Source organism: Pseudonocardia sp. WMMC193, assembly GCF_021728735.1.
Taxonomy (GTDB): domain Bacteria; phylum Actinomycetota; class Actinomycetes; order Mycobacteriales; family Pseudonocardiaceae; genus Pseudonocardia; species Pseudonocardia oroxyli.
In genome coordinates, this window is sequence record NZ_JAKKDO010000003.1 from 3,675,573 (window position 1) to 3,693,883 (window position 18,311).

The 18,311-nt window shown below is 71.2% G+C and carries 22 protein-coding genes; 9 read left to right on the plus strand and 13 right to left on the minus strand.

What is annotated here, in order from left to right; genetic code table 11:
- Positions 1-18: 18 nt before the first annotated feature.
- From L3X23_RS18905 to L3X23_RS18955, 11 genes are all read right to left on the minus strand, one after another.
- Positions 19-225, minus strand: a complete 207-nt coding sequence (locus L3X23_RS18905) for a 2-hydroxymuconate tautomerase (protein ID WP_237193373.1) — start codon at positions 223-225, stop codon at positions 19-21.
- A 12-nt stretch (positions 226-237) separates the two neighbouring features.
- The gene (locus L3X23_RS18910; protein WP_237193452.1) at positions 238-996 is read right to left on the minus strand and encodes a 2-keto-4-pentenoate hydratase; all 759 of its coding nucleotides are present in this window, start codon (positions 994-996) and stop codon (positions 238-240) included.
- On the minus strand, positions 993-1,775 hold the full coding sequence (locus tag L3X23_RS18915; RefSeq protein WP_237193453.1) for a 2-keto-4-pentenoate hydratase: 783 nt from the start codon (positions 1,773-1,775) through the stop codon (positions 993-995). The genes L3X23_RS18910 and L3X23_RS18915 overlap by 4 nt, the downstream gene beginning before the upstream one ends.
- Before the next feature lie 34 nt (positions 1,776-1,809).
- Positions 1,810-2,838: an alcohol dehydrogenase catalytic domain-containing protein gene (locus L3X23_RS18920; protein ID WP_237193454.1), complete on the minus strand. Its 1,029-nt coding sequence runs from the start codon at positions 2,836-2,838 to the stop codon at positions 1,810-1,812.
- Between the two features lie 53 nt (positions 2,839-2,891).
- Entirely contained in the window at positions 2,892-3,899 is a 1,008-nt protein-coding gene (locus L3X23_RS18925; protein ID WP_237193455.1) for a 2Fe-2S iron-sulfur cluster binding domain-containing protein, read from the minus strand.
- A 4-nt stretch (positions 3,900-3,903) separates the two neighbouring features.
- The gene (locus tag L3X23_RS18930) at positions 3,904-4,914 is read right to left on the minus strand and encodes a toluene hydroxylase (RefSeq protein WP_237193456.1); all 1,011 of its coding nucleotides are present in this window, start codon (positions 4,912-4,914) and stop codon (positions 3,904-3,906) included.
- A 1-nt stretch (position 4,915) separates the two neighbouring features.
- Entirely contained in the window at positions 4,916-5,224 is a 309-nt protein-coding gene (locus tag L3X23_RS18935; RefSeq protein ID WP_237193457.1) for an MmoB/DmpM family protein, read from the minus strand.
- Positions 5,225-5,231: 7 nt separating this feature from the next.
- Positions 5,232-5,600 (minus strand): Rieske 2Fe-2S domain-containing protein, encoded by a 369-nt coding sequence (locus L3X23_RS18940; RefSeq protein WP_237193458.1) that lies wholly within the window; start codon positions 5,598-5,600, stop codon positions 5,232-5,234.
- Positions 5,600-5,845 carry a toluene-4-monooxygenase system B family protein gene (locus L3X23_RS18945; protein WP_237193459.1) on the minus strand — a complete coding sequence of 82 codons (246 nt, stop codon included), beginning with the start codon at positions 5,843-5,845 and terminating at the stop codon, positions 5,600-5,602. The genes L3X23_RS18940 and L3X23_RS18945 overlap by 1 nt, the downstream gene beginning before the upstream one ends.
- Before the next feature lie 28 nt (positions 5,846-5,873).
- Positions 5,874-7,346 carry a toluene monooxygenase gene (locus tag L3X23_RS18950; protein WP_237193460.1) on the minus strand — a complete coding sequence of 491 codons (1,473 nt, stop codon included), beginning with the start codon at positions 7,344-7,346 and terminating at the stop codon, positions 5,874-5,876.
- A 138-nt stretch (positions 7,347-7,484) separates the two neighbouring features.
- Positions 7,485-7,880: a hypothetical protein gene (locus tag L3X23_RS18955; RefSeq protein WP_237193461.1), complete on the minus strand. Its 396-nt coding sequence runs from the start codon at positions 7,878-7,880 to the stop codon at positions 7,485-7,487.
- Between the two features lie 256 nt (positions 7,881-8,136).
- Between L3X23_RS18955 and L3X23_RS18960 the strand changes: the two genes are divergently transcribed.
- The 9 genes from L3X23_RS18960 (at position 8,137) to L3X23_RS19000 (ending at position 15,451) form a co-directional block, all read left to right on the plus strand.
- Positions 8,137-9,156, plus strand: a complete 1,020-nt coding sequence (locus L3X23_RS18960; RefSeq protein WP_237193462.1) for a phenol 2-monooxygenase — start codon at positions 8,137-8,139, stop codon at positions 9,154-9,156.
- A 9-nt stretch (positions 9,157-9,165) separates the two neighbouring features.
- Positions 9,166-9,462 carry an MmoB/DmpM family protein gene (locus L3X23_RS18965; protein WP_237193463.1) on the plus strand — a complete coding sequence of 99 codons (297 nt, stop codon included), beginning with the start codon at positions 9,166-9,168 and terminating at the stop codon, positions 9,460-9,462.
- An 8-nt stretch (positions 9,463-9,470) separates the two neighbouring features.
- Positions 9,471-10,973, plus strand: coding sequence for a YHS domain-containing protein (locus L3X23_RS18970; RefSeq protein ID WP_237193464.1), 1,503 nt, complete (start codon positions 9,471-9,473; stop codon positions 10,971-10,973).
- Positions 10,973-11,305 carry a phenol hydroxylase subunit P4 gene (locus L3X23_RS18975; protein ID WP_237193465.1) on the plus strand — a complete coding sequence of 111 codons (333 nt, stop codon included), beginning with the start codon at positions 10,973-10,975 and terminating at the stop codon, positions 11,303-11,305. Before L3X23_RS18970 ends, L3X23_RS18975 begins: the two co-directional genes overlap by 1 nt.
- Positions 11,306-11,686: a 2Fe-2S iron-sulfur cluster-binding protein gene (locus L3X23_RS18980; protein ID WP_237193466.1), complete on the plus strand. Its 381-nt coding sequence runs from the start codon at positions 11,306-11,308 to the stop codon at positions 11,684-11,686.
- Positions 11,687-11,695: 9 nt separating this feature from the next.
- Complete coding sequence (locus L3X23_RS18985; RefSeq protein WP_237193467.1) at positions 11,696-12,607, plus strand: catechol 2,3-dioxygenase; 912 nt, start codon at positions 11,696-11,698, stop codon at positions 12,605-12,607.
- Positions 12,608-12,688: 81 nt separating this feature from the next.
- Entirely contained in the window at positions 12,689-13,753 is a 1,065-nt protein-coding gene (locus L3X23_RS18990) for an NADH:ubiquinone reductase (Na(+)-transporting) subunit F (protein WP_237193468.1), read from the plus strand.
- A complete protein-coding gene (locus L3X23_RS35880) occupies positions 13,750-15,051 on the plus strand; it encodes an alpha/beta fold hydrolase (RefSeq protein WP_305080934.1) in 1,302 nt (433 codons plus the stop codon). Before L3X23_RS18990 ends, L3X23_RS35880 begins: the two co-directional genes overlap by 4 nt.
- Positions 15,052-15,313: 262 nt before the next feature.
- The gene (locus L3X23_RS19000) at positions 15,314-15,451 is read left to right on the plus strand and encodes a heme-binding protein (protein ID WP_237193469.1); all 138 of its coding nucleotides are present in this window, start codon (positions 15,314-15,316) and stop codon (positions 15,449-15,451) included.
- Between the two features lie 75 nt (positions 15,452-15,526).
- Here the strand turns inward: L3X23_RS19000 and L3X23_RS19005 are convergent, their stop codons facing one another.
- Together L3X23_RS19005 and L3X23_RS19010 are read right to left on the minus strand one after the other, a co-directional pair.
- Positions 15,527-17,002, minus strand: coding sequence for a 2-hydroxymuconic semialdehyde dehydrogenase (locus tag L3X23_RS19005; protein ID WP_237193470.1), 1,476 nt, complete (start codon positions 17,000-17,002; stop codon positions 15,527-15,529).
- A 255-nt stretch (positions 17,003-17,257) separates the two neighbouring features.
- On the minus strand, positions 17,258-18,301 hold the full coding sequence (locus L3X23_RS19010; RefSeq protein ID WP_237193471.1) for an MBL fold metallo-hydrolase: 1,044 nt from the start codon (positions 18,299-18,301) through the stop codon (positions 17,258-17,260).
- Between the last annotated feature and the right edge of the window lie 10 nt (positions 18,302-18,311).

Here is an 18,311-nt window from a genome sequence, read left to right on the forward strand (position 1 = left end):
GCTACGGGACCCGCGGGGCTACGGGACGGTGTTCTGTGCCCGACGTGCGGCCAGGGTCTCACCCCCGACGAACCAGTGCTCGGGCTCGCACTCGCTGAGCACGACGCGCACCGACGCCCGGGGAGCCCCGACCGCCTCCTCGACGGCGGCGGTGAGCAGCTCACCGAGCGCACGCAGCTGCTCGGGCGTGCGCCCACGCGCCAACGTGACCTGGACCAACGGCATGACGGATCCCTCCTACCGGCAGGCGAGCTCGACCGAGCCGAGCCGGTCGATCGAGGCGACGACGACATCCCCGGGACCGACCGGGACGGCGGCGGTCAGCCCTCCGGACAGCACGACCTGACCGGCCCGCAGCGACAGGCCCTCCGCGGAGAGACAGCGGACGAGCCAGGCGACCGCCGCGGCGGGGTGCCCGAGCGAGGCCGCTCCCGACGCCGTCCCCGCGACGACGCCGTTCTTCTCCAGGACGACACCGACCAGGCGCAGGTCGATGCCCTGCGGCGAGACCGGGGCACCGACGACGAACCTCGACGCCGAGGTGTTGTCGGCGACCACGTCGGCGGTCGTGAAGCTATAGTCGCGGTACCTTGAGTCGAGGACCTCGATGCCCACCGCGACGCCGGAACAGGCACCGAGCACCTCGGCCGCGGTCACGTGGGCACCACCGAGGTCGCGGCCGAGGGTGAAGACGATCTCCGGTTCGCACCGGGGCTGGATCTGGCGGCCTGTTTCCAGCACCTCGCCGAGGTCGAGCGCGCCCGCCGCGGGCAGGAACCCGTAGACCGGCTCCGCCACCCCCACCTGCGCCTGCTTGGCCCGCGAGGTCAGCCCCAGCTTCCACCCGGCGAGCTCGCCGGCGGCCGAGCGGAGCTCGCGCTGCACGTCGTAGGCGGCCGGGAGGTCGAGTCCGGTGTACTCGTCGGTCAGTCTGCCGATCGCCGTCCGGTCCGCGACGGCCTTGGTCAGCCGCGCGACCGCGTCCGCCGTGTTCACTCGCCCACCCGCACGGTCACGGGGCCGAGCCGGTCGAAGTCGGCGCGGAACACGTCCCCCGGCTGCATCGCGACCGCGGCGTGCAGCGCACCGGTCATGACGACGTGACCCGCTTCGAGCGTGACCCCGTTCTCGCCCAGCACGTTCGCCAGCCACGCGACGACGGCGACCGGGTCACCGAGCGCCGCGGCGCCCGCTCCCGTGTCGATCAGCTCGCCGTTGCGGGTCAGGGTCATCCCCAGCAGCCGCGAGTCGATGTCCTCGAGCGGGACGATCCGGCTCGAGATCGCCACCGCGCCGTTGGAGGCGAGGTCCCCCACGGTGTCCGCCAGCTTGATCCGCCAGCCCGCGATCCGCGAGTCCACGATCTCCATTCCCGCGGCGGCGCCCGCCAGCGCGGCCCGCGCCACCGACGTCGTCACCCCGGGTCCGCGGAGCGCCTCGCCGAGGACGAAGACGATCTCTGCCTCGACCTTCGGCGCGATGAAGCGGTGCAGCGGGATCTCGGCGCCGTCCCGGTACACGGTCGAGCCGAGCACCGGCCCGTAGTCCGGCGAGTCGACGCCGATCATCTTCTGCATCGGCTCGGAGGTCAGACCGACCTTGTAGCCGTCGATCCGGTCGCCGTCGGCCAGCAGGAGGGACACGAGCTCCTCCTGGATGGCGTACCCGTCGGCCATCCCGAGCGTGGGGTCCTCGTCGGTGAACGGCGCGATGGGCACACGTGTCCGTCGGGCGTCGTAGAGGGCCTGCGCCCGCTCCTTCGCGAGAGTCGTCATTCCTGTCGTCCTTCGTCGTACGGGGCCGCGGCCGTCACGGCGTGATCAGCATCTTGAGGAATCCCGGCTCGCGCTCGGCGAAGCGCACAGCCGCCTCGGGCAGGTCGTCGAGCCGCACCCGGTGGGTGAGCACCGCCGTCGGGTCGATGACCCCCGCCCGGACCAGCCGCATGGCCTCCCACTGCGCCACCTTCGCGTTCGCGAAACCGTTGAGCTCGAGCGTCAGGTTCTTGAAGTACAGATCGTACAGCGACGTCGGGTGGTCGGGCTCGAGGTAGACCCCGCCGCCGGACACCTTCCCACCGGGCCTGGCCAGCGCGATCGCGAGGTCGAAGCCGGCGCCGCGGCCCGCGAACTCCACGACCCTGTGCACGCCCACCCCGTCGGTCTGCTCGACGACCGCCGCCACCGCACTCTGGTCGCCGGGATCCACCGCCACGGCGCCCAGCTTCTCGGCCGCCTCGCGGCGTGAGGCGACGGGGTCGAAGGCGAACACCGTCCCGGCCGTGCGCCTGCGGACCAGGTCGAGGGCGAGCAGCCCGGTGGGACCGCAGCCGACCATCGCCACCGAGTCGGCGGGGCCGATGTCGGCCGCGCCCACCGCGATCACGGCCGCGGGCAGGTTGCACGACAGGAACGGCACGACGTCGTCGGCGAACTCCTCCGGCACCGCCTCGAGGTGGTCGTCCGCGCGCGGCACGCGGACGTACTCCGCGTGGCTCCCGCCGAGGTCGCCGAACGCCGTCCCGAACCCGTAGATGGCCTTACCGGTCGTGAGGCAGTGCGCCGTCTGACCGGCCCGGCAGGACACGCAGCGTCCGCAGCTGACCGAGTACGGGAAGGTCACCCGGTCACCCACCCTGAACCGGCCGACCCCGCGGCCCACCTCGACCACCTCCCCGCAGATCTCGTGGCCGAGCGTGGTGTGGCCGGGGGCGACGAGCGCCTCCACCTCGCCGTTGAACAGGTAGAGGTCCGAACCGCACATCGAGGCGGCGACGGTGCGGACCACCAGGTCGCCGTCCTCCTGGACGGTCGCGTCCGGCACGTCCTCGATCGCCACGGCCCGCGGCCGTGGTACACAGCTGCCCTCATGGTCTGCCCCGTCTCTCGTGGTCAGCCGAACCGGTCGTAGTGGACCCGGTCCAGGCTCGTGCCCCGCTCGCGGAGCAGGGCGGTCACGGCGTCCACCATGACCGGGGGACCGGCGAAGTAGTGCTCGGCGTCGTCGACGCCCTCCAGCAGGTCGGCCAGCGCGTCCGTCACCAGGCCCGCGCGCCCGGTCCAGGCCTCCGACGGACGCAGCAGCACCGCGTGCGCCTGCGCAGCGGGCAGCTTGGCGGCCAGCTCGCACAGCTCGTCGTGGGCCGCGAGGTCCGCCTCCGTGTTGACTCCGTAGAGGACGTGCACCTCGCGCTCGGAACCGGACGCGGCGAGCTGGTGCATGATGGCCAGGACCGCCGACACCCCGGTGCCGCCCGCGGTCAGCACCACGGGGCGCTCTCCCGCGCGGAGCCACATGTCCCCGTAGGGCAGCTCCATCGGGACCTCGTCGCCGATCTCGAGCTCGAACAGCCGCCCGCTGCCGGGCTTGCCGTCGTACCGCTTCGCGATGAAGTCCACCGTGCAGCCACCCGGAGGTCCCGCCATCGAGTAGCAGCGCCGGAGGTCGGGTCCCAGGTCGAGGATCGCGTACTGGCCCGGGCGGTACGACACCGGCTCGTCCGTGCGGAACCGGAAGCGTCGCACCTGCGGGGCGAGCTCCTCCGACTCGACCAGCACGGCGGCGTGGTCCCGGGTCGGCCGCTCCTCCACCTCCCCGACGCGAAGGGCCTTGATCACCACGTCCGACCGCGGTGTGCTCTGGCAGGTGAGGATCCGCCGCCGTCGCTCGTCGCGCCGGTCGATGGCGGGGGCGGCCGGGAACAGGCCCTCGACCTCCCCCTCGACCAGCGTGACCTTGCACGTGCCGCAGGTGCCCCACCCGCACTCGAAGGGCAACCACACCCCGGCCCGCCGCGCGGCGGGCAGGATCCGGTCGCCGGGACGGACCACGACCTCGTGGTCCGTCCCGGCGACCTGGACCCGAAAGCCGCCGGGGCCGCGGGAGTCGTCCGCGCCCACGGTCTCAGAGCGAGGTCTCGGCGAGGAACGCGTCCTGCTCGTCGCGGACCGCGGCAACCACCCCCGCCGCGTCCGCACCGGTGGGACCGACCAGCGACTGCGCGAGACCGGCCACGGCGGCGTCGGCCCGCGGGCGCCACTCCTGGACCCAGCCGCCGAGCAGGTCGGCGTGCTCGGGCTTGCGGTCGATCGCGTAGAGCGCGAGTGCCCGGCTCCAATCCCTGCTCCGCCGCGAGTCGAGGGCGAACTCGGAGCAGAGCGCACCGACGAACTGGTCGCCGTTGGCCAGCGCCAGTGCCCCGAGGCCGCCGTTGACGACCGCGTCGACGGCGGGCTTGAGCGCCAGGTTGAGCGCGACGAACGCCTCGCCCCAGTCGTAGGCGATCAGCGCGGTCTCGAGGGCCTCGCGCAGTGGCTGCCAGTTCGGGTCCTCACACCAGACCCGCCGGGCCGGGTCGGTCTCCGCGATCTCCGCCCCGTGCGCGTTGGCGAGCACCCGGGTCCAGTAGGCGATCCGCTGGATGCGGCGCATCTCGTCGGCCGCCTGGAAGTTCGCGCAGTTGGTGATGTACGACGACGGCGCCATCTGGCCGACGTAGAGGCTCGTGATCTGCAGGACGTGCAGCGGAAAGCGCAGCGGCACGAGGAAGCCGCGCAGCGTCTCGAGCCACGCCGGGTCCATCTCCGAGACGAACGCGTCGACCTCGTAGCGGTCGATCAGCCCGTCGACGTAGATCTCCCGCTCGTGCTGGAGCGCGACGTAGTCCTTGTAGGTGAGCTTGTACGGGTCCCGGAAGCCCTCCCAGTCGTCGACCTGGAAGGGCGAGCCCTCCCGGTGCTTGAGGTACCACAGGTTGATGGGGGTGGCCGGGTCCATCTCGAACGGCGCGGGCTCGTGCCGGAAGTGGCTGTGGAACATCCCGGTGACGGCCTCGTAGGGCGTCGGCTTGCGCTTGACCTGGCCGAACATGCTCCAGGTCTTCTGCGCGCGGCGGCGCTGGGCTGGGGTGGTCACGTCAATCCTGCCTCTCAAGGTACCAGACGAACTCGGTGTCGGTCTGCTTCACCCGGCCCGCGAAGGAGGCCAGCGCGGGTTCGAGCTCGCTGAGGGTCATCGAGCGCCCGAGCTCCTCCTCGAGGCTCGCCCGGGTGAGCACGCACCGGTCCGGGACCGAGATGCGGACGTACCCGCCCTGGTCGTCGATCAGCACCTCGGAGTCGGGGTTGTCGATCTCGATCGCGCCGATCACCGCGTCGACGACCGCGCCCTCGACCCCGCGCATGATGGGCCCGACGAGCTTGGCCGTGCTGGGTTGTGTGGTCATCGCTTCCTCACGTTCCGGGACAGCGGTTGTAGTGGGACTGGCCGTCCTGGGGGATCCCGACCTCGACGCCCTCGTCGCGGACGCGGACCGGGTACTCGAAGAGCCTGCAGCCGGAGGGGTTGATGCCGACGCCGGCCTTCATGTCGAACTCCCAGTTGTGGCCCGAGCAGGTCAGCACGCCGGTGTCCTCGTCCCACCCGCCGTCGGCGAGCAGGATCTCCTGGTGCGGACAGACGCCCTGGTAGGCCTTGTAGGTGCCGTCGAGGTGGTGGACGAGCAGCACCTGGTCGCCACCGACCTCGGCGTCGAGCAGGTCGCCCTGCCACAGGTCCGCCGCGCCCTCCACGTCGAACCACTTCACCTCCACGTCCGCCATCAGGCGTACCCGACCTGGAGCACGTCCATCGGGCCGACACCCGCGGTGACCACGGTGTCCTGACCCGCGAGCACGCGCCCCTCGTGGCGCACCTGCATGGGCCGGTCCTGCGCGGCCACCCGGCGGTCGACGACGTGGTAGGCGACCTTCTCCGCGATGGCGGTCATCGAGTCCTCGTCGTCGACCGGGACGACGAGGACCACGAAGTCGCCCTCGAAGAACGCCTGTAGGGGGAACAGTGCCATTTCGGCTGCCTCTCTGCGGGATGCCGGTTCAGGAGCCTGCGATCGGGAGCGACGCGTTCTCGGTCCGGGCCCAGGCGTACCCGGTGGCGTCCTGCCCCATCTCCTCGGGAGAGAGGCCCATGTAGGCGAGCACCCCCTCCAGGGTGGGAGGCTGGATCTGCCCGGCCAGGAAGCGGTCGACCAGCGTCAGGTGCCCCTGGAACCGCTCCGGCTGCTGGACGAAGATCCACTCGCAGATCTCGCCGCAGAAGGTGTACTTGCGGCCGTTGCGCACGTGCTGGCGCGGCAGCGGGCTGTCCATCTTGCCCAGCAGGTGCCCCATCGGGCTGACCACGGGGATCTGGCACATGTTGCAGATCATCGGCAGCGTCTCGGGCAGGGTCGCCTCGATGCGTCCGGCACGGACGTTGTCGGTCACCACGTCCCACTGCTTGCCGAACGTGTCGTTCCAGCCCGGGTACTTCGCCTCGAGCCACTCCCGCTCCTCGCCGGACATGCCCGCGTCCGGGTTCCACCAGACGGTGGGCCGCCAGGTCCAGATGCCCATGTGGAGGGCGTGGTGGTACCAGTCGAGCTCGGGGATGAAGTGGCTGTCCCAGTACCACGGCTTCTCCAGCCCGAAGTCCCGGAACTGGTCGAGGAACTGCTTGCAGATCCACTCGGTCATGAACTCCTTGAACGAGTGGGTGCGGTGCTCCAGGGGCGTGTAGTAGTCCATCGACAGCCCGGTGAGCAGCGCGAACACCCGCCAGGAGCGCCAGAACATGTGGTCGACGAGCTTCTGCGCCACGTCCTCGCGACCGTTGGCCACCAGGATCTTCATCGTCGGCTCACCCTGCTGGGAGTGGCGGGCCTCGTCGGTCTGGATCGACGAGATCAGGGCCCCGAAGTCGAGGTCGCCCACCTTCATCGCGTCCGCCGCCATGCCGAGGAACTGCAGGTTCGTGAACCCGGTCTCGAAGGTGAAGGTCAGCTGGATCGCGGTGGACACCGCGTCGTTGCCGGTGAACATGTCGTCGAAGAGGTGCCGGGCGGCGATCGCGCCCCACTCGTTGGTGTGCATCGCCTTGTGGGCCCAGTCGGCGCGGGGCTCCTTGGCCAGCAGGCCGTAGGGGAAGTACGTCTGGATCTGGCCGTGGCGGGTCTCGTCCAGGGTCCCGAACATCGCCATGTTGCGCCATGCGGCGGCACGGCCGAAGCGACCCATCCGCGACTCGCCGATGCTGGCGAGGTACTCCGGCACCGCGATGGCCCCGTAGTGCGCGATGATCGCCGACTTCCAGCCCGGGTCGAGACGGTCGAACATCGTCGACCGACCGACGACCTCGTTGAACGAGTAGACGCTCGCGTCCTTGCCGTACTGGTTGTGGACGTACTCGGGATAGGTGACCTTGTAGGGCTCGTCCCAGGTCCACCACTGCTCGGTCGGGACGCCGTAGGGGTTGGAGAGCTCGGCGGGCCAGGCCTCCTCCTCCTTCACGTACGTGGTCTTCCAGTTCATGTCGCGGGTGATGTCGTACCAGTCAGATCGAGCAAGGCGGGGCATCGTGTCTCCGTTTCCTCTCCCAGTCCGCGGGGTTCTCGGGTCTCGTCGCGCGTCGGCAGGCAGGCCCGGTCGGGCCGGTCGGGCCGGGGCCGCTCAGGCGGTCGCCCGCACCGAGCCGTACGAAGGGTCGAGCAGCAGGTCCACCAGCGTGCGCAGCTCGCCGTCGACCAGCTCCCGGGCGCCGTCGGAGTCCCGTCCGTCGCCGTACATCAGGCAGAACGCGTGACCGCCGACGAAGCGGGTCACGAGGCGGGTCTGGGCGGTGCCCGCCCGCAGCACGACGACGGTCTCGCCGTCGCCCCACTCCTCCGCCACCCGCAGGCCCTCCTCGGCCGCGGCGATGAGCCTCGCCTGGGCCAGGACGGCGTCGTGCCGGCCTCGGGCCTCCGCGGCGCCCAGCGGCATGCTCGGTCGGGTCCGTGGGTACCGGCGCAGCGGTGACGGCGCGGGGGCGAACGACGACCTCCCCCGGTCGAGGGGCTTCGGCATCGCACGGCTCCTTCCTGGGCGGCGGCGCACCGTCGTGGTGTGGCCGAGAGCATTGTTAGGCCCTCCGGCGGGGGGCCGGGGCGTCTCGTTCCGCGATGAGGAACGTTGCTGTGCGGCGGGCGCCCGCCGCCCGAAAGTGGTCGAGTCCGGCACGACCGCCGACCGGCGAGATCTGCGGGAGCGCACCGGACGCGACGCACCGCAGGCCGGTGCCGGGCGTCGACGCCGTCTCCCGAGGAAGGACTCCGAAGGTCACATGAGCTACGAGCTACGGACGCAGACGATCGAGCCGCGTCGCAACGCCTTCACGCACCTCGTCGAGCGATTCGGCGACAGGCCGCCGTCGCGCTACCAGGAGGCGACGTTCGACGTCCAGGCGACCGAGAACTTCCACTACCGCCCGTACTGGGCCCCCGACCGCGAGCCCTACGACCCCGACTACACCGCGCTGAAGCTCACCGACCCGTACGACTACTCGGACCCTCGGCAGTTCTACTACGCGACCTGGGTGACCGCGCGCGCCGAGCACTACGACGCCTTCGCCAAGACCCTCGCCTACGTCGAGCAGCGCGGCCTGCTGGGGGCGCTCGGCGAGGGGTGGCAGGCGCTGCTGGTGGAGGTCGTGCTGCCGCTGCGGCACTACGAGTCCGCCGCACAGCTGATCTCGTCCAACGGCTGCCGCTTCGCGTGGGGGACCTCGATCTCGCAGCCGGTGGGTCTGGCCGCGATGGACCGGATCGGCAACGCCCAGCTCCTCAGCACCGTGGGGCTCGCCCTCAGCGGCGGCGGCACGGACTCGCTCGCCGCCGCGAAGACCGCCTGGGTCGAGCGGGAGGGTGCGCAGGCGCTGCGCCGCTACACCGAGGAGGCCATGGTCGCCGAGGACTGGGCGGAGGGCGTGCTCGCCGTCGAGCTCCTCGACTCGCTGGTCTACCCGGTCCTGTTCGGCCACCTGGAGCGGGAGTCGCTCGGCGCGGGTGCCCCGGCCTACAGCCTGCTCGCCCAGCACTTCGGCACCTGGTACGCCGACCAGCGCCGCTGGCTGGACCCGCTGCTGACCGCCTGGGCGGACGACCCGGAGCACGGGGCCGCGAACCGGGAGTTCCTGGCCGCGGTGGCGGCGCGCTGGGCGCCCGCCGCGCTCACCGCGTTCCGCGGGCTCGTCGACGGCGTCGACCCCGCCCTGCCCGACCTGCGAGCGGCGACCTCACAGGCCGCCGCGGACCTCACCGCCCGGCTCGACAAGCTCGGCGTCACCGCGCCCGAGCTGGACTGAAGGGACACCATGAGCGACACGACCCGGGCCAGGGTCCGGACCTGCGGGGTCGACCTCCAGGACAACGAACAGACCCGCGCGCTGGTCGACGCCATCGAGGCCGACCACCCGGAGGCGTCGGTGCGGCGCATGCCCGGCCTGGTCAAGATCTCGACGCCGGGCGAGCTGGTGATCCGGCGCAGCACCGTGGAGTCACACCTCGGGCGTCCGTGGGACACCCAGGAGTTCCAGCTGGCGATCGTGACCTACTCGGGCCACATCGACGAGTGGGACGAGGACCAGATCCGCATCAAGTGGAACAGTTAGGAGTGACCATGGCGAAGGCATCCATGCGGGAGCGCTACCGGCTCCTCACCCGAGACCTCGACTGGTCTCCGAGCTATGTGAGCTCGGAGAAGCTGTACCCCTACACCCGTTTCGAGGGGATCAAGGTCCACGACTGGGACGCGTGGGAGGACCCCTTCCGGCTCACGGTGGACGCCTACAGCAAGTACCAGGCCGAGAAGGACAAGCGCCTGTACGCGGTGTTCGACAGCTTCACCCAGGGGCAGGGCCACCTCGGTCTCGCCGACGCCCGCTACCTCAACGCGCTGCGGCTGTTCCTGCAGGGTGTCGCGCCGCTGGAGTACCAGGCCCACCGGCACTTCTCCTACCTGGCCCGCCACCTCGACGGTCCCGGGCCGCGGTTCGCGGCACTGTGCCAGTCGATCGACGAGCTGCGCCACTTCCAGACCGAGACGCACGCCATCTCGGTCTACAACAAGTACTACGACGGCTTCCACTCGCCGGGGAAGATGCACGACCGGGTCTGGTACCTGTCGGTGCCGAAGTCGTTCTTCGACGACGGGCTGACCGCGGGGCCCTTCGAGTTCCTCACGGCGATCTCGTTCAGCTTCGAGTACCTCCTGACCAACCTGCTGTTCGTCCCGTTCATGAGCGGCGCGAGCTTCAACGGCGACCTCGCCACGATGAGCTTCGGGTTCTCCGCGCAAAGCGACGAGAGCCGGCACATGACGCTGGGCCTCGAGGCCATCAAGTTCCTGCTCGAGCAGGACGAGGGCAACGTACCGATCATCCAGGACTGGATCGACAAGTGGTTCTGGCGGGCCTACCGGCTGCTGGCCCTGGTCGCCTGCATGCAGGACTACTTCCTGCCCAAGAAGGTCATGAGCTGGAAGGAGGCCTTCGAGCTGTACTTCGAGCAGCAGATGCTCGACGGCCTCTTCCCGGACCTGGAGTACTTCGGCATCAAGCCGCCGCGCCACCTCGACCAGGCGATCGCGGAGAAGGAGTACCTCAGCCACCAGGTGCACTGGACGCTCTACCAGTTCTCCCACGCGGCGGCGTTCACCACGACGGTGCCGCCGAAGGAGGAGCTGGACTGGATGTCGGCGCAGTACCCGACCACCTTCGACCAGCACTACCGGCCGCTGTACGAGAAGGCGGCCCGCATGCAGGACTCCGGCAACCGGTTCTTCTCGCGCGGGCTGCCGCAGCTGTGCCAGGTCTGCCAGATCCCGATGCTCTTCAGCGAGCCGGGCGACCCCACGCGGGTGGCCTTCCGGGTGAGCGAGTACCGCGGCGAGCGGTTCAACACCTGCTCCGACGGCTGCCAGTGGATCTTCGAGCGCGAGCCGGCGAAGTACGTCCAGGCGTGGCTGCCGGTCCACCAGATCTACCAGGGCAACTGCGGCGGGGCGACCATCCCGGACGTGCTGTCGTGGTACGGCTACGAGCTCGGGCGCGACAACGGCGAGTACGCGGGCTCGGTCGACCAGCAGAACTGGGCGAAGTGGCACACCGAGGGCGGTGTGTGATGCCTGCCCCCGCGCTCTACACCGAGTACGACTTCCCCTCGCGCGACCGGATCGAGCTCTACGGCGACGACCAGCTGATCCACGTCTACTGGGCGGACAACATGTTCATGTGCGCGGCCGCCTGCCTCCGGGCACCGCGGGCGATGCCGTGGGCGCAGTTCAAGGCGGCCATGGTCGACGAGTGGGCCGCCGCCGACCCGGACTACGACCCGGCGGCGCCCCACTCGTGGAGGCGGGACGACGAGCCGATCGAGCCGAAGCCGGACCAGACCCTGGAGGAGCTCGGCATCCCGCACAAGGGTGTCGTGTCCTTCCGCACGGGGCCGGCCTAGGTGCGGCGCCTGCGGCTGCTCCCCGGCGACGTCGAGCTGCCCGTGCGGGAGGGCGAGACCATTCTCTCGGCCATCTGCCGGGACGGGTTCACCTACCGCTACGGCTGTCGCCGGGGGGGCTGCGGGATCTGCAAGCTGGACCTCGAGTCGGGGGAGATCGCCTACGAGAGGGCGGTCGCCCCGACCGTGCTGACCGACGAGGAGCGGGAGTCGGGGGTGGTGCTCACCTGCCGCGCCGTGCCGGTCTCCCCAGAGGTCGTGCTGCGCATGCGCGAGTCCAACCGGTTCCGTCTGGCCGTCCCGCTCGCGTTCGGCATCGCGCGCGACACGCTGAGGAAACAAGCTCCCGGGGGCTCACCCGGGCCCGTCATCGAAGAATGAGGATCCAGAATGGGAGTCATCAAGCTGGGCTATGCCCACGTCCGCGTCACCGACCTCGGCGAGGCGGTGGAGCACTACTCCAACACCCTCGGGCAGACCCTCGTCCGTGAGGAGGGCGGCGTCGCCTACCTGAAGGCGTGGGACGAGTTCGACCATCACTCCGTGGTCCTCGAGGAGGGTGGCGTCGGTCTGGTCAAGCTGGGCTACAAGGTCGAGAGCGAGGACGACCTCACCACCATCGAGCACCGGGCCCAGCGCTTCGGCACCACGACCCGCAGGCTGAGCAAGGGCGAGAACCTCGCTGTCGGCGACGTGCTGCAGGTGACCATCCCGTCGGGGCACACGGTGGAGTTCTACAACGACATCGAGTACTCGGGCACCGCGACCGGGGTGCTGAACCCGGACCCCTGGCCCCGCGACGCCCGCGGCGCCGCGGTCCACCGGCTCGACCACGCCCTCATCACCGCCGAGGACCCCGCGCTCGCCGAGCGGTTCTTCGGCGAGGTCCTGGACTTCCGGCCGTCGGAGCGGCTGGTCACGGACCCGGCCGACCCCGACCTGATCGGGACCTGGATGTACTGCAACCAGAAGGCCCACGACATCGCCGTGATCAAGGGCGAGGACAACAAGCTGCACCACTTCGCCTACTGGCTCGAGGACTGGGCCGAGATCCTGCGGGCCGGGGACATCATGGCGATGGACGACGTCTCGGTGGACGTGGGCCCGACCCGGCACGGCATCACCCGCGGGAAGACGATCTACTTCTTCGACCCGTCGGGGAACCGCAACGAGGTCTTCTCGGGCGGGTACATCACGGGACCGGACTTCCCGACGATCACCTGGACCGCGGACCACCTGGACCAGGGGATCTTCTACATCGGCCGCGAGGTCAACGAGCGGTTCACGACGGTCGTCACCTGAGGCCGACCGCCTCGCCCCGGGGGCGCGGAGCGCGCCCGCGCTCCGCGCCCCCGTCCGTCTGCCGACAACCCAGGAGAGACCATGACCGAGTCCTTCCCGATCAGTGTCGAGCCCCTCGGCCGCCAGGTGGAGTGCCGGGCCGACCAGAGCATCCTGGACGCCTGCCTGCGGGCCGGGGTCTGGCTCCCGCACGCTTGCACCCACGGCACGTGCGGGACGTGCAAGGTCGAGATCGTCGAGGGCGAGGTCGAGCACAACGACGCTTCGAGCTACGCGTTGATGGACTTCGAGCGCTCGGAGGGCAAGGGCCTGATCTGCGTGGCGACGCCGCGGTCCGCGGTCACCATCGAGGCGGACGTCGATGCCGAGGACGGCATCGAGACGCACCCCGTCGTCGACCACGTGGGCACGGTGGCCCGCATCGACGACTGCGGCACGGACATCCGGCGGGTCGTCCTGGACCTCGACGGCCAGATCACCTTCAACCCGGGCCAGTACGTGCAGGTCACCGTGCCCGGCCAGGGCGTCACGCGGAGCTGGTCGATGGCGAACCCCCCGGGCGAGTCCGGGCGGGTGGAGCTCAACATCAGGCTGACCCCGGGCGGTCTCGCCACCGAGGGGTGGGTGTTCCGCAACCTGGCGGTCGGCGACCGGCTCGAGCTGGCGGGCCCGTACGGTCGCTTCTTCCTGCGGCCCACCCGCGAGGAGCCCATGGTGCTCATCGGGGGCGGCACCGGCCTGGCCCCTCTGAAGTCGATCGTCCGGCACGTCCTGGCCTCGGACCAGCCCCGGCGGATGTACCTCTACCATGGTGCGCGCACCGAGGGCCACCTCTACGACCGCACCGTGTTCGAGGAGCTCGAACAGGCGCACCCCGAGTCGCTGAGCTACCGACCGTGCGTCTCCGACGAGGAGGTCCCCGGGGTGCGGCACGGGCTGGTGACCGACGCGGTCGAGCGGGACTTCGAGACCCTGCGCGGACACGTCGCCTACCTCTGCGGCCCCCCGCCCATGGTGGAGGCCGCGCTGAAGAGCCTGATGCGCAAGCGGCTCTTCCCCCGCGACATCTATCGGGAGGACTTCTTCGACATGAGCGACAAGAACGGCCCCGGCGGCCTGCGCAGCCCCCTGCTGAGGTCGCGATGATCCGGGAGACCAGCCAGCGCGACGTCGTCTTCACCCCCTTCATGCTGAAGGTGCGCCAGGCGGCGGCCGGGGACGCGTCGGTCGTGACCGCGCCGCGCTACGTGGCCAGCGAGCGGGCGACCATCGCGGTGGCCGTCGACGAGTGGTTCGCGCTGCGCGCACGGGCCGAGCACGTGCTCGCCGAGGCGAACGCGATGCTCGACCCGGGCGCCGACCGCGTGACGCTGCGCGACGACGTCGGGACCGGGAGGCTGTCGTTCGTGCTCGCCTGGCGGGACCGCAGCTTCCGCCTGTCGGTCCTCGACACCGCGGGCGCCGACCGCGCGGCCGGTGGGGCGGACCTGCTCGTCGCCGAGGGTGACGGGGAGGCAGGCGACGCAGTGGGAGCCGGCACCGGGGGCGCCCGCAAGCCGGTCGACCTGGACTTCATGGAAGACCTCGTCCTGCAGATGATGGCCGCCCCGGCGACCCCGGCGAACCCGCGGCCCGAGATCGGCACCGCCGTGCGCACCGGCGGCTTCGTCAGCAACGTCCTGGAAGCCGGCCTGGGCTCGCCGGTTGTGCTCGTGCACGGCTCCGGGCCTGGGGTGAGCGCCTACGCGAACTGGCGGCTGACCATCCCCGCGCTCGCGGAGGAGTTCCGCGTGGTGGCGCCGGACATGGTTGGGTTCGGGTTCACCGAAAGGCCCGCCGGGGCGCGCTACGACCTCGACGGCTGGGTGGCGCAGGTGGTCGCGCTCCTGGACACCCTGGGGCTCGATCGGGCGTCGGTCGTCGGCAACAGCTTCGGCGGTGCGATCGCCCTCCGCCTCGCGGCCCGGCACCCGGACCGCGTCGACCGCCTCGTCCTGATGGGCAGCGTCGGCGTGGACTTCCGGCTCACCGAAGGCCTGGACACCGTCTGGGGCTACCAGCCCTCGATCGAGGCGATGCGGCGCTGCCTGGACTTCTTCGCCTTCGACCGCGGCCTGGTCGACGACGAGCTGGCCGCCGTGCGCTACCGCGCGAGCCTCGAGGACGGCCTGCAGGAGGCGTTCGCCTCGATGTTCCCCGCGCCGCGGCAGCGCTGGGTCGAGGCGCTGTGCACCCCCGAGGACGAGATCGCCGCGCTGCCCCACGAGACGCTGATCGTGCACGGTCGCGACGACAAGGTGATCCCGCCCGACACGTCGCGCCGCCTGCACGAACTGATCGACCGGTCCCAGCTGCACATGTTCGGGCGGTGCGGGCACTGGACGCAGATCGAGCACGCACGGCGCTTCACCGACCTCGTCCGGTCGTTCCTGCGGGAGGGGTGACGAGGGTCGGGCGAAGGTCGCCGGGCGGCGGCGTCCCTGGGCCGCCCACCAGCGCGATCGCCGCCGGCTCCGCGGCACGCCCGGCCGGCTCCACCCGCCACCTCCGGGGCGACGTTCCGCGGGGCGACGGCGGCGTGGCCGGACCCGGTCGGCGGAACGGGTCCGGGCCCTCACCTCTCCAGGAGCAGCGCGTCGCGGGCCGCGACCGCATCGGCGGTGTCCGCGAGGACCAACGGCGGGCCGACCCCTGCTGCACGGAATCGTGAAGACCGACCGGCTCACGGTCTTCGGTGGCGGCGTCCCGCTCGTGGTCGACGGGCGCATGATCGGTGCCGTGGGAGTCTCGGGGGAACCATCGAACAGGACGTGGACATCGCCGAGGAAGGAGCCTCGGCGCTGAGCGGCGGACCGGCCCGCGACGAGGGGTAGCCACCCCGAGGCCCGCTCGGCGGGCCGGTCCGCCCCGGGACCCGGGTCAGGTCCCGATCTTGACGCAGACGTTGGTCATCTCGGTGTAGAACTCCAGCCCGTGGACCCCGCCCTCGCGACCGATGCCGGACTGCTTCATGCCGCCGAAGGCCGTCCGCAGGTCGCGCAGGAACCAGCTGTTGACCCACACGATCCCGGCCTCGAGCCGCGGGGCGACACGGTGGACGCGGGACACGTCGGTGCTGAAGAAGGTCGCCGCCAGGCCGTACCTGGTGTCGTTGGCCAGCCTGACGACCTCGTCCTCGTCGCGGAAGGGGATGAGCGCGACCGCGGGCCCGAAGATCTCCTCGGTGGCGACCCGGCTGTCGTGGGCCAGGCCCGTCCAGATCGTCGGCTCCACCCAGGAGCCGCCGTCGCGCTCGTCCCCGAACACCGGTGCACCGCCACCGTGCAGGACCGTGGCGCCCTCCTGCTCGGCGAGCTTGTAGTAGGAGAGCACCTTGTCGCGGTGCTCGTCGGAGACCACCGGGCCGAAGTTGGTCGAGGGGTCGTCCGGGTAGCCGTAGCGCAGCTCGTTCTTCGCGTAGTCGACCAGTCGCGAGGCGACCGTGTCGAAGATCGACTCGTGCACGTAGACACGCTCGGTGCCGAGGCACACCTGGCCCGTGTTCAGGAAGCAGGAGCGGCCGAGCTCGGCGACGGCGAGGTCCAGGTCCGCGTCCTCGAACACGATGCCCGCGTTCTTGCCCCCCATCTCCATCGACGAGGCCTTCAGGGTCGGCGCGACCGCCTTGAGGATGATCGAGCCGGTGCCGGTCTCGCCGGTGAAGGTGATGCCGTCGACGTCCGGGTGCGAGGTGATCATCGCGCCGGTCTCGCCGAAGCCGTGCACCACGTTGAAGACGCCGGCCGGCACGCCGACCTCGTTCATGACCTCGCCCAGCAGGGTGGCCGTGGACGGGGTGACCTCCGAGGGCTTGACGACGACCGTGTTGCCGCACGCCAGGGCGGGGCCGACCTTCCAGGTCATCAGCAGGAGCGGGAGGTTCCACGGCGAGATGACCCCGATGACCCCCCGTGGGCGGCGGACCCCGTAGTTCAGCGCCCCGGCGCCGTCCGGGGTGTCCAGCCGGAACGCCTCGGTGGGATGGTCCTTGACGATGTCCGCGAACGTGGCGAAGTTGGCGCCGCCACGAGGGATGTCGACATGGGAGGCGACCGCCTTGGGCTTGCCCGTGTCGAGAACCTCGGCCTCGAGGAAGTCGTCGAACCGCTTCACGATTCCGTCGGCGATCGCGCGCATCATCGACGAGCGTTCGGCCTGGGCGAGCCCTCCCCACGGGCCGGTGAGCGCGGCCCGGGCGGCGGCCACCGCCGCGTCCACCTCCGCCTGGCCTGCCCGGTGCGCCTGGGCCGTGACCTCACCGGTGACCGGGTAGAGGACGTCGAACGTGTCACCGGTCTCGACGAAGTCGCCGTTGATGAAGTTCGGCAGCTGCCGAACCACGATGTCCTTGTGCACTGGCGGGCATCCTTCCGCTGCTGGCTCGTCCGCTCCGCGCGGTCACGGGCACTTCCGGTCGGCCCCCGGCGAACGGCCGACACCACACGAACCCGGCCACCGGTGCCTCGGTCTGCCTCGACGGACCATCCCGGGCGGCACCACGGCCGGCTGTGCCACCGGGTGGCCCGATCCTACTGGCGGCGGAGGGAGGGGGACAGTGCCTGCGGCCGCAGCGTGGGCCGACGCGCCGACCGCGCCGAAGGAGGTGTGCGGTCATCTGTCGGTCGTCCGCCACAGGAACACCCCGTCCGCCCGTCGTGCCCTCCCGAGGACACCGCGAGTCTCGAACCAGGCGAGATGGGCGAGGATCTCGGCGACGACGAGGTGCCGCTGCGGGGCGGTCAGCGGCCCGCGGACGAGCTCGGCGGCGAGCTCGGTCACGGTCGTCCCCGGACCGACCCGCTGCCTGTCCTGGACCAGCTCGTACACCCGGTCGAGCCGACGCCGCTTGCCGCCGGCGATCGCGCGGGCCCGACGGGCGCCGTCGGGGAACGGCGGTCCGTGGCCGGGCAGCACGAGCTCGGGTCCGAGGCCCGCGACGAGGTCCAGCGAGTCGAGGTAGCGCCCCATCGGGTCGGGCTCGAAACCCCGCTCGAAGGTGACCGGCGGAGAGGCGATCTGCAGGAGGTGATCACCCGAGCACAGCACGCGGTCGGCGGCCGACCACAGGCACACGTGTCCAGGCGAGTGGCCAGGCGTGTGCAGCACCTCCCAGGTCCGGCCGCCCGCGGGGAGGCGCTCCCCGCCGGAGAGCAGGCGGTCCGGCACCCCGATCGACGGCATCACCGTCATCCAGTCCCGCAGGCCGGCTGCGCTCCGCGCGAGGTCCGGCCCGTCCAGGCCGTGGTCGGCCAGCAGCAGCTCACGACGGTCGACAGCCTCGTCCGGGTCGCGGTAGCCGTCGATCTCCAGACGCGAGTCCTCGTGCATCCACAGCTCGCCGCCGCTGCGGCGCACCACCTCCCCCGCCAGGCCGAAGTGGTCGACGTGGGCGTGGGTGACCACCAGCCGCCGCACGCGACCCAGCGCTCCCCCGGCAGCGCGCAGCGCGGCGTCGAGAGCTCCGCACGAGTCGTCGTCCACCCCGCCGGCCACGTCGTCGCCCCCCGCGGCGATCCCGCAGTCGACGAGCACGTCGCCGTCGGCGTCGTGCAGGAGGTAGGCGCTCACGCTCGGAAGGCCGTGGACCCCGAGCGGGAGCGCCATCCGGTGCACACCGGGCGCCACCTCGGTCACGTCGACGGTGGCCCGGGTCATGCGGCTGTTC

Excerpts from the sequence above, each read along its gene's own strand:
- L3X23_RS18915 (WP_237193453.1), bottom strand. The coding sequence starts at position 1,775 with ATGACGACTCTCGCGAAGGAGCGGGCGCAGGCCCTCTACGACGCCCGA.
- L3X23_RS18955 (WP_237193461.1), bottom strand. The coding sequence starts at position 7,880 with ATGCCGAAGCCCCTCGACCGGGGGAGGTCGTCGTTCGCCCCCGCGCCG.
- L3X23_RS18940 (WP_237193458.1), bottom strand. The coding sequence starts at position 5,600 with ATGGCGGACGTGGAGGTGAAGTGGTTCGACGTGGAGGGCGCGGCGGAC.
- L3X23_RS18985 (WP_237193467.1), top strand. The coding sequence starts at position 11,696 with ATGGGAGTCATCAAGCTGGGCTATGCCCACGTCCGCGTCACCGACCTC.
- L3X23_RS18905 (WP_237193373.1), bottom strand. The coding sequence starts at position 225 with ATGCCGTTGGTCCAGGTCACGTTGGCGCGTGGGCGCACGCCCGAGCAG.
- L3X23_RS35880 (WP_305080934.1), top strand. The coding sequence starts at position 13,750 with ATGATCCGGGAGACCAGCCAGCGCGACGTCGTCTTCACCCCCTTCATG.
- L3X23_RS18950 (WP_237193460.1), bottom strand. The coding sequence starts at position 7,346 with ATGAACTGGAAGACCACGTACGTGAAGGAGGAGGAGGCCTGGCCCGCC.
- L3X23_RS18975 (WP_237193465.1), top strand. The coding sequence starts at position 10,973 with ATGCCTGCCCCCGCGCTCTACACCGAGTACGACTTCCCCTCGCGCGAC.
- L3X23_RS18960 (WP_237193462.1), top strand. The coding sequence starts at position 8,137 with ATGAGCTACGAGCTACGGACGCAGACGATCGAGCCGCGTCGCAACGCC.
- L3X23_RS18970 (WP_237193464.1), top strand. The coding sequence starts at position 9,471 with ATGGCGAAGGCATCCATGCGGGAGCGCTACCGGCTCCTCACCCGAGAC.
- L3X23_RS18945 (WP_237193459.1), bottom strand. The coding sequence starts at position 5,845 with ATGGCACTGTTCCCCCTACAGGCGTTCTTCGAGGGCGACTTCGTGGTC.
- L3X23_RS18990 (WP_237193468.1), top strand. The coding sequence starts at position 12,689 with ATGACCGAGTCCTTCCCGATCAGTGTCGAGCCCCTCGGCCGCCAGGTG.
- L3X23_RS18965 (WP_237193463.1), top strand. The coding sequence starts at position 9,166 with ATGAGCGACACGACCCGGGCCAGGGTCCGGACCTGCGGGGTCGACCTC.
- L3X23_RS18935 (WP_237193457.1), bottom strand. The coding sequence starts at position 5,224 with ATGACCACACAACCCAGCACGGCCAAGCTCGTCGGGCCCATCATGCGC.
- L3X23_RS19010 (WP_237193471.1), bottom strand. The coding sequence starts at position 18,301 with ATGACCCGGGCCACCGTCGACGTGACCGAGGTGGCGCCCGGTGTGCAC.